The sequence below is a fragment of the Pseudomonas fluorescens NCIMB 11764 genome (genome assembly GCF_000293885.2).
Taxonomy (GTDB): domain Bacteria; phylum Pseudomonadota; class Gammaproteobacteria; order Pseudomonadales; family Pseudomonadaceae; genus Aquipseudomonas; species Aquipseudomonas fluorescens_B.
Window position 1 is genome coordinate 5,729,280 of the sequence record NZ_CP010945.1, and the last position, 12,756, is coordinate 5,742,035.

At 58.1% G+C, this 12,756-nt stretch carries 12 protein-coding genes; 9 read left to right on the plus strand and 3 right to left on the minus strand.

Annotation, left to right across the window (positions count from 1 at the left end):
* The first annotated feature begins 122 nt into the window (after positions 1-122).
* The 4 genes from B723_RS26145 to B723_RS26155 all read left to right on the plus strand — a co-directional run bounded on the left by B723_RS26145 (position 123) and on the right by B723_RS26155 (position 3,584).
* Positions 123-1,481 (plus strand): nucleobase:cation symporter-2 family protein, encoded by a 1,359-nt coding sequence (locus B723_RS26145; RefSeq protein ID WP_017339777.1) that lies wholly within the window; start codon positions 123-125, stop codon positions 1,479-1,481.
* A gap of 156 nt (positions 1,482-1,637) precedes the next feature.
* A complete protein-coding gene (locus B723_RS26150; protein WP_017339778.1) occupies positions 1,638-2,423 on the plus strand; it encodes an outer membrane protein OmpK in 786 nt (261 codons plus the stop codon).
* A gap of 1 nt (position 2,424) precedes the next feature.
* Positions 2,425-2,802 (plus strand): hypothetical protein, encoded by a 378-nt coding sequence (locus tag B723_RS33190; RefSeq protein WP_144425277.1) that lies wholly within the window; start codon positions 2,425-2,427, stop codon positions 2,800-2,802.
* A complete protein-coding gene (locus tag B723_RS26155) occupies positions 2,799-3,584 on the plus strand; it encodes an outer membrane protein OmpK (protein ID WP_017339779.1) in 786 nt (261 codons plus the stop codon). Before B723_RS33190 ends, B723_RS26155 begins: the two co-directional genes overlap by 4 nt.
* Positions 3,585-3,628: 44 nt before the next feature.
* On the opposite strand, the gene B723_RS26160 is transcribed toward B723_RS26155, so the two are convergent.
* The 3 genes from B723_RS26160 to B723_RS26175 form a co-directional block, all read right to left on the minus strand.
* On the minus strand, positions 3,629-6,472 hold the full coding sequence (locus tag B723_RS26160) for an RHS repeat-associated core domain-containing protein (protein WP_080995160.1): 2,844 nt from the start codon (positions 6,470-6,472) through the stop codon (positions 3,629-3,631).
* A gap of 73 nt (positions 6,473-6,545) precedes the next feature.
* Positions 6,546-7,715 (minus strand): patatin-like phospholipase family protein, encoded by a 1,170-nt coding sequence (locus B723_RS26170; RefSeq protein ID WP_017339782.1) that lies wholly within the window; start codon positions 7,713-7,715, stop codon positions 6,546-6,548.
* A 34-nt stretch (positions 7,716-7,749) separates the two neighbouring features.
* On the minus strand, positions 7,750-8,682 hold the full coding sequence (locus B723_RS26175) for a lipid A biosynthesis lauroyl acyltransferase (protein ID WP_017339783.1): 933 nt from the start codon (positions 8,680-8,682) through the stop codon (positions 7,750-7,752).
* A 118-nt stretch (positions 8,683-8,800) separates the two neighbouring features.
* Here B723_RS26175 and minC point away from each other — a divergent pair, with 118 nt between their 5' ends.
* The 5 genes from minC to B723_RS26200 all read left to right on the plus strand — a co-directional run bounded on the left by minC (position 8,801) and on the right by B723_RS26200 (position 12,689).
* Entirely contained in the window at positions 8,801-9,538 is a 738-nt protein-coding gene (gene minC / locus B723_RS26180; protein ID WP_031319033.1) for a septum site-determining protein MinC, read from the plus strand.
* A 201-nt stretch (positions 9,539-9,739) separates the two neighbouring features.
* Positions 9,740-10,552, plus strand: coding sequence for a septum site-determining protein MinD (minD, locus tag B723_RS26185; RefSeq protein WP_017339785.1), 813 nt, complete (start codon positions 9,740-9,742; stop codon positions 10,550-10,552).
* Positions 10,552-10,806 carry a cell division topological specificity factor MinE gene (gene minE / locus B723_RS26190; RefSeq protein WP_007944431.1) on the plus strand — a complete coding sequence of 85 codons (255 nt, stop codon included), beginning with the start codon at positions 10,552-10,554 and terminating at the stop codon, positions 10,804-10,806. The genes minD and minE overlap by 1 nt, the downstream gene beginning before the upstream one ends.
* A gap of 91 nt (positions 10,807-10,897) precedes the next feature.
* On the plus strand, positions 10,898-11,533 hold the full coding sequence (locus tag B723_RS26195; RefSeq protein ID WP_017339786.1) for an RluA family pseudouridine synthase: 636 nt from the start codon (positions 10,898-10,900) through the stop codon (positions 11,531-11,533).
* A gap of 49 nt (positions 11,534-11,582) precedes the next feature.
* Positions 11,583-12,689, plus strand: a complete 1,107-nt coding sequence (locus B723_RS26200; protein WP_017339787.1) for a hypothetical protein — start codon at positions 11,583-11,585, stop codon at positions 12,687-12,689.
* Positions 12,690-12,756: the final 67 nt, after the last annotated feature.

Genomic DNA, 12,756 nt, shown 5'->3' on the forward strand with positions numbered 1-12,756 from the left:
ACGGATATGCAGTGTCCCTGTAGGAGCGAGCGGTGCGGCGATCCGACTTGCCCGCGAATGACCGCGCCGCGGTCAACCCTGATGCACAAAATCACAAGAATAAAAAAGATCCGAGGTGTTGCATGTCCGAGCTATCCGAAGCGCGCATCCCCGACGCACCCGCCATTCAGCGTTTGCCCCTTTTGCAACTGATCCTGGTCGGTCTGCAACATGTTTTGCTGATGTACGGCGGCGCCATCGCGGTGCCGCTGATCATCGGGCAGGCCGCAGGCCTGAGTCGTGAAGAAATAGCCTTCCTGATCAATGCCGACCTGCTGGTGGCCGGCATCGCCACCATCGTGCAATCGCTGGGCATCGGCCCGATGGGCATTCGCATGCCGGTGATGATGGGCGCCAGTTTCGCCGCGGTCGGCAGCATGGTCGCCATGGCCGGCATGCCCGGCATCGGTCTGCAGGGGATCTTCGGCGCGACCATTGCCGCCGGCTTCTTCGGCATGATAATCGCGCCGTTCATGTCCAAAGTAGTGCGTTTCTTCCCGCCTCTGGTAACGGGCACCGTCATCACCTCGATCGGTTTGTCGCTGTTCCCCGTGGCCGTCAACTGGGCGGGCGGCGGTGCGAGTGCCGCGCAATTCGGCTCACCGATTTACCTGGCCATCGCCGCACTGGTGCTGGCCACCATCCTGTTGGTGCATCGTTTCATGCGCGGTTTCTGGGTCAATATTTCGGTGTTGATCGGCATGTGCCTCGGCTATGCGATCTGTGGTGTGATCGGCATGGTCGACCTCAGCGGCATGGCACAGGCGCCATGGGTGCAGATCGTCACACCGCTGCATTTCGGTATGCCGAAGTTTGAACTCGCACCGATCCTGTCGATGTGCCTGGTGGTGGTGATCATCTTCGTCGAGTCCACCGGGATGTTCCTCGCACTGGGCAAAATCACCGGCCAGGACGTCTGCCCACGGATGCTGCGTCGCGGCTTGTTGTGTGATGCCGGCGCGTCGTTTTTCGCCGGGTTCTTCAACACCTTCACCCACTCCTCGTTCGCGCAGAACATCGGCCTGGTGCAGATGACCGGCGTGCGCTGCCGCTCGGTGACCATCGTTGCCGGCGGCTTGCTGATCGTGCTGAGCCTGCTGCCCAAGGCAGCGTTCCTCGTGGCCTCGATTCCGCCAGCGGTATTGGGCGGTGCAGCCATTGCGATGTTCGGCATGGTCGCCGCCACCGGAATCAAGATTCTTCAGGAAGCCGACATCGGTGACCGTCGAAACCAGTTGCTGGTGGCGGTGAGCATCGGCATGGGATTGATTCCGGTGGTGCGTCCGGAGTTTTTTGCGCACCTGCCACTGTGGATGAGTCCGATCACTCACAGCGGCATCGCCATGGCGACGTTGAGCGCGCTGGCGCTGAACCTGCTGTTCAACATCCTCGGCGGCCGCGAACGCGCGGCGATCAACGACTGCCACGCGCACCCGCACTGATCGAACTCTGTGGCGAGGGGATTTATCCCCGCTGGGTCGCGAAGCGGCCCCAGCATTCTCTCAAGCAAACCGCATTCGCCTGTTTTACGGCTGCTTCGCAGCCGAACGGGGATAAATCCCCTCGCCACGAACAATAAAAACAAGAGGGAGCAACAGATGATTCGGACACAAAAAAACATGCTGTTGGCCGGCGGCCTGTTGGCCGCGAGCCAAGCCATGGCCGGCGATCTGCTGCTGTGGCAGACCAACAGCCTGAGCTATCTGTATGGCAAGGATTTCGCGGTCAACCCGTCGATCCAGCAGACGATAACTTTCGAACACGCCGACCGCTGGAAGTACGGCGACAACTTCCTGTTCGTCGACAGCACTTACTACAACGGCGAGAAAGACCGGAATAAAGGGGTGCACGCTTATTACGGCGAGTTCAGTCCACGCCTGTCTTTGGGCAAAATCCTCGACCGCCGTTTCGAATTCGGCCCGATCAAGGACGTGTTGCTGGCCATGACCTACGAGAATGGCGAAGACGACACCGAGGCCTATCTGATCGGCCCCGGTTTCGACCTCGCGGTACCGGGTTTCAACTATTTCACCTTAAACTTCTATAACCGCCAGACCGAAGGCTCGCGCCCCGGCGACGATGTCTGGCAGATCACGCCGGCCTGGTCCTACACCCTGCCAGTGGGCAATTCGAGCCTGTTGATCGACGGCTATATCGACTGGGTCGTGGATAACGACCAGAACCCACATGGCACCTACCACGCCAACCTGCACTTGAACCCACAGATCAAATATGACCTGGGGAAGTCCTTGGGCTGGCGGGAGAAACAAGTGTACGTCGGCGTCGAATACAGCTACTGGAAAGACAAATACGGCATCGAAAACAACGCCAACTTCGACACGAATGAGAACACCACCAGCCTGCTGGTGAAGGTGCACTTTTAAGATGACCCGCAACCGTGCTCAAAACCTGTCGTCGGTGCGCTGTTGCGGGGCACTTGAGACCTGGCCAAGGAGTCAGTATTCTCCGCGGCCGCCCGAATCCGCTTTAAAAAAAAGCCCGGATTTAATTCCTGACCAGAAAGCCAACTTATCCCGGCCCTGGACGGTAACAAGGCATTCCAACCCCCCTCTCAATCGACGGCTCTTGAGCCGCCGAACGGGAGTTTTTTTGCTTTTCGAAAGCCTTGGCGCAGCGCTTGCCAACAGCACTGAAGCTAACCGATTGGATGATTTTTTACCGCTACAGAAAAAGGCGCCACACCAGAGCGTCGATCTTAAAAAAACAACGTGGAACACCTACTTTTTGGGAGCAACCGAATGAAACGTACGTGCACTAGCCTGATGCTGGCCGGATCCTTGCTGGCCGGGGGCCAGGCCATGGCCGGCGACTTGCTGCAATGGCAGAACAACAGCCTGACCTACCTGTATGGCAAGGACTTCCAGGTCAACCCGCGCATTCAGCAGACCGTGACTTTCGAACACGCCGATGGATGGAAATACGGGGATAACTTCTTCTTCGTCGACAAGATCTTCTACAACGGCGAAAAGGATTTCAACGTCGGCCCGAACACCTATTACGGTGAGTTCAGCCCGCGTATTTCCCTGGGCAAGGTCCTGGACCAGAAGATAGGGTTCGGTCCGGTCAAAGACGTGCTGCTGGCCATGACCTACGAGTTCGGTGAAGGCGATACCGAGTCCTACCTGATCGGTCCGGGTTTCGACCTGGCCATCCCGGGCTTCGATTACTTCCAGCTGAACTTCTACAACCGTCAGACCGAAGGCCCACGCGCCGGGGATAACGTCTGGCAGATCACTCCAGTGTGGTCCTACACCATTCCTGTTGGCGATTCGAACATCCTGATCGACGGTTTCATGGACTGGGTCGTCGACAACGACTCCAACTCCAAAGGCGATTACCACGCCAACCTGCACTTTAATCCGCAGGTTAAGTACGACTTGGGTAAAGCACTGAACATTGGCGAGAAGCAGTTGTATGTGGGGGTGGAATACGACTACTGGAAAAACAAGTACGGAATTGAAGACAGCCAGTACTTCAAGACTGATCAGAGCACGACGAGTTTTTTGGTGAAGTTTCACTTCTGACATTTACCAGAAACCAACCTGCGCAAATGGGCAGGTTGGTTCATTTATGCGACTGATGCTCTACGGCCCGGCGTCACCTTTACCCAAGCGCCGCCTTCGTCGATATTTCGGCGATAACCACCAAAAAACATGCTGGACATATCACGTTCCTCCAACTGCTGACCTTCTGGCCGAGCAGCATTACCAAAGAACATGCCATTGGAAACCGCGTATTGGCTAGTATCAATCGCGGGGCCGTTTATCCGACCCTGGACAAATTCGGCAATCATCGCGGGCCCTGACATAAACAGCGTCAACTTGAGGCGATTGAACATTCCTTCTTCTGCTGAACTTCGTTTCTGACTCCATCCGAAATTTTCCCTTCCAAACCGAGCCGCAGACTCGTCAGAGTACTCGTAGAGAACCCTATCCAATAGCTGTGCTCCAATTGACGATTCCGGGGTGGCCGCAATAACCGCATTTGAAGTCATCGGCCCCTCTATATGCGCTAAAAAGCCATTTGCAGCATTCAGTGTCCCAATCGGTCCCGCAACAGCAATGTCTACATCCATGTAAACGCCACCTTTTACGTAGGTCGCCGCCAACTCCACAACGTCACTGGCTGCTGCGAGATTTTTGTAGGGGCCATTACTTTCACGCGAGTAAATCCCTTCGATATAGGCAGCGCTCGCATAAACTTCCGCCAAGTCTCTGAACAACTCCTGGGGTGAGGCTATATTTAGGGTATGCCCTTCGCGATAAGCCAATTCACGATCAACTGGATCCACACCCTCTTTCATATCAGCTAACGTATCAAAAATGTACGAGCTCTTATGCGCCCACACGTGCACCTGATATTCCGAGTTCAGATTTTTGAACATTAGTATATTACGTAGAAACAGGGACGGAATATTTCCGCCATCCCAATAGAAATGAGCGATCGTGGGGACTGCATTTTTGCCTAGCGAATCCATCCAATTAATCGGATTATTGAAGGTCATCATAAATACATTAAGACCATCAATAACTCCCGCAGGGTCTGGGCTTACCCACCGCTGCAACCACGGCGCATAATACCGATACCCATAATAATAAAGCCCCGTGGCATCCCGCTCTTTCCCCGAATAACGAATCGTCTTGCACTTGCCTTCAGTCTCGCTGGCACCCGCCCACAACGCCGTCCCGCCAAACGCGTAATAAACCTCCCGACTCAGTACACCGCCCTGGCCATCCAACTCCAGCGTGCTGGAATTCAGATGATTGCTCAGGCAAAAACGCAGTTGATCGTTGCGAACGTCACGAGGCAATTTCGTGACCCAGTGCAAGGCGCGCACCCGACTGCGCCCGGCCCCGACACTGATGACATGCAGCTCTTCGCCCGTCGCCGAATCACGATGAATTTCCAGCCCCGGCAAGTAGCGAACTTCCGCCCGCAACGTACGACTCGCAGCCTGGGTCAGTCGGACCTTTCGCAGTCGATGCCCGGGACTGTCGTAGCAATAACATTCTGTATCGTCAGGGCCGTCGCCACGCCTGACCAGCGTGACCCGGCTTAACTGATTGCGAATGTCCCAACCCATCTTTTGGCCGCGCAACAACGCCAGTTGATTGCCATTGGCGTCGAAGCCGTCGACCAGATTGGCTTTTTCCGCAACACTGCGATTGCTGTCTGGCGAGGTAAACATCTCGAAGGTTTCTGCACCGCTGTGATGGCGGGTTTGCAGATTACCTGCTGCGTCGTAGTTGAAGGTCTGGATGTAATTGCGCAACTGGCTGGGATCCAGCGGCGTGGTTTGCCACGACGGCAACGCTGGGCCGTAGCTCGGCTGACTGACTTCGCTGCCGGTGGCTTCGATCAGTTGGTGAAGGCTGTCGTAGGTGTAGCTACAGACCGGATCGATTCGCTGATTGTTGAAATGACGCGTCAGTTGAGCCTTGTCTTCGATGCTGGTGATGTTGCCCATCGGATCATATGCATAATTAAAATCCTGAAGCGGCTTGCCCTCGACATTGCAAGATTGCAATTGCAGGAGGCGCCCGTCTTCACCTGCGTAACGGGCGGTGGTGGTGACGCCATTTCCAGCGCATTCGCTGACGACCCCGCCCAAGGCGTCGTAGCGGATCTCACTGACCAGCAAACGCGGCTCTTCCAAGGGCCCTGCCAGCTTCAGTCGGGCCTCACGTAATTGCCCTGCCCGGTCGTAAGTGAACGATCTGACGTTATCCATGGCATCAGTCTGACTGCGCATCTCCCCCAAAGGACCGTACAGCTGCGTCGTCTCGAACACCTCGTCTTCCAGTCCGGCATCGGCGAACGCGGACGACCAATCCGGCGGCTCCAGATCGCGCAGGAAACGCATTCGCTCCGACAGCAGCAAACCACCCACACCGTATTCGCAGAGGCGCCGACTGCCGGCCGGGTGGTCATGGCAGATCAGTTGTCCGCATTGGTTATGAACGGCGAACTCGTCATCGGCAGCACCATAGGTGAACCGATCAGATACCCGCGGCAGCTCGTCTGCCATCTGCTCAGTAACAGTTATTGCACGCTGAAGCTGATCGAATTCAGTGTGACGTTGACCGCCGCGACCATCCCAGGACGAGCAAACCGCATCCGCCTGATTAAACAAACTCAGTCGCCAACCGGCATCGACGCTGTCCACCAACAATGGCCGGCCCTGCAAATCGAATCCGGATTGAAGATTGGGTTTGGGTGCTGTTAACCACAGCCGTGGGTCCCAGGCAGCGAATTGCCGCCCGGCAGGATCGAAGTGGTTACGGGTAATGCGCGTATCAATCGATGTGTTCAGCGGATGACGACAATAAGCGACATTTCGCACAGCCAACACGCGCGGGTCCGTCACCGTCACTGTTGGCGTGTGAGCATCGATCCATTGCGCAGCAGCCATCTTGCAACCCTCTGCCGGAGGGCTTCAATCTGATCGTAGAGGCAAGTAAATGTCTACTGTCACAACTGACAGCTCAAGCGACTTCAGGCACCGTTAGCCCAAGAAACCGACTCAACTCATCCCGCTTGGCCAATGCATCCCGCCGCCCCAGATCAATCAACTCGCTGCAATACCCCGCCTCGAACAGCAAGTAACTCAACACCCCCGCCCCGCTGGTCTTGGTCGCCCCCGGCCCGCGCAGGAACAGACGCAACGCCGCCGGTAACTCCTGACGGTGACGCGCAGCAATTTCATCAATCGGCTGGCTCGGCGAAATCACCAACACCTCCACCGGCGCTACGCCGAGCGCACGGGTCGGCGTGCCATCGGGCATCAGGTGACTGAACTGGTTCAGGCGCTGCAGCAACTCGATGTCGCTTTCCAGGCTGTCAATGAACGTACTGTTGAGCATGTGCCCGCCGATCTGCGCGAGCGTCGGTTGCTGGCCGGTGTAGGCGCGTTGCAGCGGTTGCTCGGGGTCAACGCCGCGTGGGTTGCCGCTGACGCCCACCACCAGCACGCGATTGGCGCCCAGGTGCAGGGCCGGGCTGATCGGCGCGGATTGGCGTACCGCGCCGTCGCCGAAATATTCTTCGCCGATTTTCACCGGGGCAAACAGTAATGGGATGGCGGAGCTGGCGAGCAAATGGTCGACGGTCAATTGCGTCGGCACGCCGATTCGCCGATGACGCAACCAGGCGTCGATGGTGCCCCCGCCCTCATAGAACGTCACGGCTTGTCCGGATTCATAGCCAAACGCGGTGACCGCGACGGCCTGCAACTGCTTGTGCGCGATGGCGTCGGCGATGCCGGTCATTTGCAGTTTGTCGTTGAGCAACCCGCGCAGCGGCGAGCTGTTGAGCAAGGCCACCGGCACCTGAGCGCCGATGCCGAGCAAACTGTGGCTGACAAACCGACTGGCCTGATGAATCACCCCCGGCCAATCGCTGCGCAACACCAGGTGACTGCGGAAACCCTGCCAGAAGGCTGTCAGACGCTCAATCGCGCCCCGGAAATCCATCGCGCCGCTGGCCAGACTGACGGCGTTGATCGCCCCGGCCGAGGTGCCGACGATTACCGGGAACGGATTGTCTGCCCCCAGCGGCAGCAGTTCGGCAATCGCCGCCAATACGCCGACCTGATAAGCCGCCCGAGCCCCGCCGCCGGAAAGAATCAACCCTGTAACCGGTTCAGCAGGACTCATCGCAACGCTCCATGGTGCTTGATGGGATAGGGGTTCAACCGCGTTTTGCGTACAGCTTGGGCTCGCCCGGCGGACGGCTCTTGAAGCGGCGATGGGCCCAGAGGTATTGCTCCGGGCAGTCGCGCAGCACGCCTTCGATCCATTGGTTGATCCGCAGGCAATCGGCTTCTTCGGTCTCGCCGGGGAAACCCTCGAGCGGCGCATGGATCACCAGTCGATAACCGCTGCCGTCCGCCAGACGCTCCTGGGTGAACGGCACCACCAGCGCCTTGCCCAGCCGCGCAAATTTGCTGGTGGCGGTGACGGTCGCCGCCTGAATGCCGAACAGTGGCACGAAGATGCTTTGCTTGGCGCCGTAGTCCTGATCCGGTGCGTACCAGATCGCACGGCCGGCCCGCAGCAACTTGAGCATGCCGCGCACGTCTTCGCGCTCCACGGCCAGCGAATCGAGGTTATGCCGTTCGCGGCCACAGCGCTGGATGTAATCGAACAACGGATTCTTGTGCTCGCGGTACATGCCATCGATGGTGTGCTGCTGACCGAGCAACGCCGCGCCGATTTCCAGCGTGGTGAAATGCACCGCCATCAGAATCACGCCCTTGCCGTCGCGCTGGGCTTTCTTCAGATGTTCCAGCCCTTCGACGTGGGCCAGCTTCGCCAGGCGCTCCCGGGACCACCACCAGCTCATGGCCATTTCAAAGAAAGCGATGCCGGTGGAGGCAAAGTTTTCCTTGAGCAGGCGTTTGCGCTCGGCAGCAGACTTTTCCGGGAAGCAAAGTTCCAGATTGCGCCTGGCAATGCGCCGTCGGTCGCCCGCCGCGCGATACATCAATGCGCCGAGGGCGCGGCCGATTGACAGCAACGCCGGATACGGCAATTGAACAATCAGCCACAACAGCCCCAGCCCACACCACAGCGGCCAGAAACGCGGCATAAGAAATGTTTTTCGAAAACGCGGGCGATCCATTAAAGCTTCCGGAAAGACGATGGCCGCGCATTCTACATCGTTCGACCCGGCTTGCGGCTGGCGAGCGTTCTCGTTATAAGTCTCGGCACTTTTAGTGACAAGCCGTTGTATGCCGACCATGAGCCAAACCGACCTGCTAGACCAAGATCCCGTGTTCCAGTTGAAGGGCAGCATGCTCGCCATTACGGTGCTGGAGCTGGCCCGCAACGACCTCGAGAGCCTCGATCGGCAACTGGCCGCCAAGGTCGCCCAGGCGCCTGGCTTCTTCAGCAACGCACCGTTGGTACTGGCGCTGGACAAGCTTCCGGCCAGCGAAGGCGCGGTCGATCTGCCAGGCCTGATGCGCGTCTGTCGCCAGCATGGTCTGCGTACGTTGGCGATCCGCGCCAGCCGCATCGAAGACATCGCTGCCGCCATCGCGGTCGACCTGCCGGTGCTGCCACCGTCCGGCGCCCGCGAGCGGCCGCTGGACCCGCTTGAAGGGGCCGTTGCGAAAAAACCGGAAAAACCGCCGGAACCGACGATCAAACCGACGAAAATCATCACTTCGCCCGTACGCGGCGGCCAGCAGATTTATGCACAGGGTTGCGACCTCGTCGTAATCTCGTCGGTCAGCCCGGGGGCGGAACTTCTCGCCGACGGGAACATCCATGTATACGGCCCGATGCGCGGTCGCGTACTGGCCGGGGTCAAAGGCGACACGAAAGCCAGGATTTTCTGTCAGCAAATGAGCGCTGAACTGGTCTCCATCGCAGGCCACTACAAGGTTTCGGAGGATCTGCGGCGCGACCCTTTATGGGGTGCCGGCGTACAGGTCAGCCTGTCGGGCGATGTGTTGAACATCATTCGGCTTTAACGGATACTGCCGCATTTTCCAAGCATCTCTAAAACGTAGCGAATACGGCTCAAACGAAGTAGGAAAAAGGCCAAAAGCAGTGTTTATCGAAGGTAAGCGCCGTTCTGGACCGGATTCCAGCCAAGGCTGTCCGACTGCAGTAGTTTTTCCAGAGATGTTTTTCAGGGGCTAAATGTCCTTTTTCCTTAGGGGTGAAACACCTTGGCCAAGATTCTCGTGGTTACATCCGGCAAGGGTGGTGTGGGTAAGACCACCACCAGTGCTGCTATCGGTACCGGCCTCGCACTGCGCGGTCACAAAACAGTTATCGTCGACTTCGACGTCGGTTTGCGTAACCTCGACCTGATCATGGGTTGCGAGCGTCGCGTCGTGTACGACTTCGTCAACGTGGTCAACGGCGAAGCCAACCTGCAACAGGCCCTGATCAAAGACAAACGCCTGGAAAACCTCTACGTACTGGCCGCCAGTCAGACCCGCGACAAAGACGCGCTGACCGTCGAAGGCGTGGAAAAAGTCCTGATGGCGTTGAAGGAAGACTTCGAATTCGTGGTCTGCGACTCCCCGGCCGGCATCGAGAAAGGTGCTCACCTGGCCATGTACTTCGCCGATGAAGCGATTGTCGTGACCAACCCGGAAGTCTCCTCGGTTCGTGACTCGGACCGCATGCTGGGCCTGTTGGCCAGCAAGTCGCGTCGCGCTGAAAACGGCGAAGAGCCGATCAAGGAACATTTGCTGCTGACCCGTTACAACCCGCAACGCGTCAGCGACGGCGAAATGCTCGGCGTCGAAGACGTCAAGGAAATTCTCGCCGTGACCCTGCTGGGTGTGATCCCTGAGTCCCAAGCGGTACTCAAGGCGTCCAACTCCGGCGTGCCGGTGATCCTCGACGACCAGAGCGACGCCGGTCAGGCGTACAGCGATGCCGTTGAACGCCTGCTGGGTAAAACCGTGGAGCATCGGTTTCTCGATGTGACGAAGAAAGGATTCTTTGAGCGTCTGTTTGGAGGCCGGTAATGAACATTTTTGACTTCTTTCGTGCTAACAAGAAGCCAAGTACCGCCTCGGTAGCGAAAGAGCGTCTACAGATCATCGTGGCGCATGAACGCGGCCAACGCAGTACGCCGGACTACCTGCCCGCCTTGCAGAAGGAATTGGTCGAGGTGATCCGCAAGTACGTCAATATCGGGTCCGATGACGTGCACGTCGCCTTGGAAAACCAGGGTAGCTGCTCGATTCTGGAACTCAATATCACCCTGCCAGATCGCTGAGTCGATCCGGCAGCAGCCACGGCGACTCAGGCCCCCTCTGCCAATGGAGGGGGCCTGAGTCGCCGTTGGCGTTTGTTACGAGGCTGTTTTAATGCCGCTGTCCAACATCCGTATCATCCATCAGGACGCCGCCGTACTGGTGGTGGATAAACCGACCCTGTTGCTGTCCGTCCCCGGCCGGGCCGATGACAACAAGGATTGCCTGATCACCCGCCTGCAAGAAAACGGCTACCCGGAAGCCCGCATCGTCCATCGCCTGGACTGGGAAACGTCCGGCATCATTCTGCTGGCCCGTGACCCGGACACCCATCGCGAACTGTCTCGGCAATTTCACGACCGCGAAACCGAGAAGGCCTACACAGCCCTGTGCTGGGGTCAACCGGAGCTGGACAGCGGTAGCATCGATCTGCCGTTGCGCTACGATCCGCCGACCAAACCGCGCCACGTGGTGGACCACGAGTTCGGCAAAAACGCCCTGACGTTCTGGCGCGTACTCGAACGTTGCGGCGACTGGTGCCGGGTCGAACTGACACCGATCACCGGCCGCTCCCATCAGTTGCGCGTGCACATGCTCTCAATCGGCCATCCGCTGCTGGGCGACGGCCTCTATGCCCATGAGCAGGCGCTGGCCGCCTGGCCACGGCTGTGCCTGCATGCGAGCATGCTCAGCTTTACTCACCCGCAGAGCGGCGAACGCTTGCGCTTCGAGTGCCCGGCACCGTTTTAAGCGCAGGCTGACAGGCAGTCGCCCGTTTTAGCAAAAGGATTTTATCCCGATGAGTTGTACTGTTTCCCCTGCAGCACCTGTCAAGAAAACCCGACATCAACTGCTTTATCTGATCTACGGCAATCAGGATGTTTACCGACGCGAAGCCAAATTCAGTATTTTGACTGCGCTGTCCCATTCGAAAAACGGCAAGCTTCCGAGCATCAGAATCCTCACCGACCGCCCCGAGGACTACGCCGGCTGGCCGGTTGAAACCGTCATGCTGACCCAGGAAACACTGACCCTGTGGCAGGGTGAAAACGGCTACCACCATCGCCGCAAGGCCTGCGCCATGGCGGAGGGCCTCAAGCTCGCGGAAAAAACCCTGTTCGTCGACACTGACACGCTGTTCACCAGCGACCCGAACCAGATCTTCAATCAGATCAAGCCCGGGCACTACCTGATGGATCGCCTCGAATATTGCTGGCGGGATGTCTGCAAACGCGACGAATACGTGAAGCTCGGCGAATGCCTGCGCACTCACGGCATCACCGCAGACGACGGTTTCAAGCTGTACAACAGCGGACTCTGCGGCCTGACCGACCGCGACGCGCCCCTGCTGGCAGCATCGATCGAATTCATCGACGAATGGACCCGCGACAGCTTCGATATTCACACGATCGAACAAATCGCCCTGTCGTTCGCGATGCGCGACAAGCCGGTGCGCGAAGCGAGAAAGTACATCTACCACTACTTCGCGGAAAAACGCTTTTTCCATGGGATGCAGGCGTTTTTCTTTGCACAGCATGGGGAGGCGTTCAGCCCCGAGCTGGTGGAGTGGTGCCGCGATGTACCACGGGTCAAGCCGTACCCGTCCGCCTGGCAGCGACTGAAAATCAAATGGAAGCTGCGCAACCATAAAGGTGCGCTGAAAAAGATCGGTCGCGACCTGCTATATGGAAGCGCTGCACCCGATCACCCCTACTACACGGCATGCCGACACGAATGGTGGGAATCCGCCTCGCGGGAAATTTTTCGCTGGGACGAAGCCCGTCGGGAGGCACTCTTGGGTACTCATCACAAGGGCTGGCCGAAACAATTGCCCAAACCGGACAAGCCTGAAGACGAGCAGATCATCATGTCCTACCTGAAAAAACGGGTCGCAGCAGCGGGTTGACGACTGTGGCGAACGTCACGCCCAAAGCCCCAAGCCAATACGTTAAACTGGCGCCATTGCTGTCTGG

Bases quoted from the DNA above. Each gene is read 5' to 3' on its own strand.
- B723_RS26145 (WP_017339777.1), top strand. From the start codon at position 123: ATGTCCGAGCTATCCGAAGCGCGCATCCCCGACGCACCCGCCATTCAG.
- B723_RS26150 (WP_017339778.1), top strand. From the start codon at position 1,638: ATGATTCGGACACAAAAAAACATGCTGTTGGCCGGCGGCCTGTTGGCC.
- B723_RS33190 (WP_144425277.1), top strand. From the start codon at position 2,425: ATGACCCGCAACCGTGCTCAAAACCTGTCGTCGGTGCGCTGTTGCGGG.
- B723_RS26155 (WP_017339779.1), top strand. From the start codon at position 2,799: ATGAAACGTACGTGCACTAGCCTGATGCTGGCCGGATCCTTGCTGGCC.
- B723_RS26160 (WP_080995160.1), bottom strand. From the start codon at position 6,472: ATGGCTGCTGCGCAATGGATCGATGCTCACACGCCAACAGTGACGGTG.
- B723_RS26170 (WP_017339782.1), bottom strand. From the start codon at position 7,715: ATGAGTCCTGCTGAACCGGTTACAGGGTTGATTCTTTCCGGCGGCGGG.
- B723_RS26175 (WP_017339783.1), bottom strand. From the start codon at position 8,682: ATGGATCGCCCGCGTTTTCGAAAAACATTTCTTATGCCGCGTTTCTGG.
- minC (WP_031319033.1), top strand. From the start codon at position 8,801: ATGAGCCAAACCGACCTGCTAGACCAAGATCCCGTGTTCCAGTTGAAG.
- minE (WP_007944431.1), top strand. From the start codon at position 10,552: ATGAACATTTTTGACTTCTTTCGTGCTAACAAGAAGCCAAGTACCGCC.
- B723_RS26195 (WP_017339786.1), top strand. From the start codon at position 10,898: ATGCCGCTGTCCAACATCCGTATCATCCATCAGGACGCCGCCGTACTG.
- B723_RS26200 (WP_017339787.1), top strand. From the start codon at position 11,583: ATGAGTTGTACTGTTTCCCCTGCAGCACCTGTCAAGAAAACCCGACAT.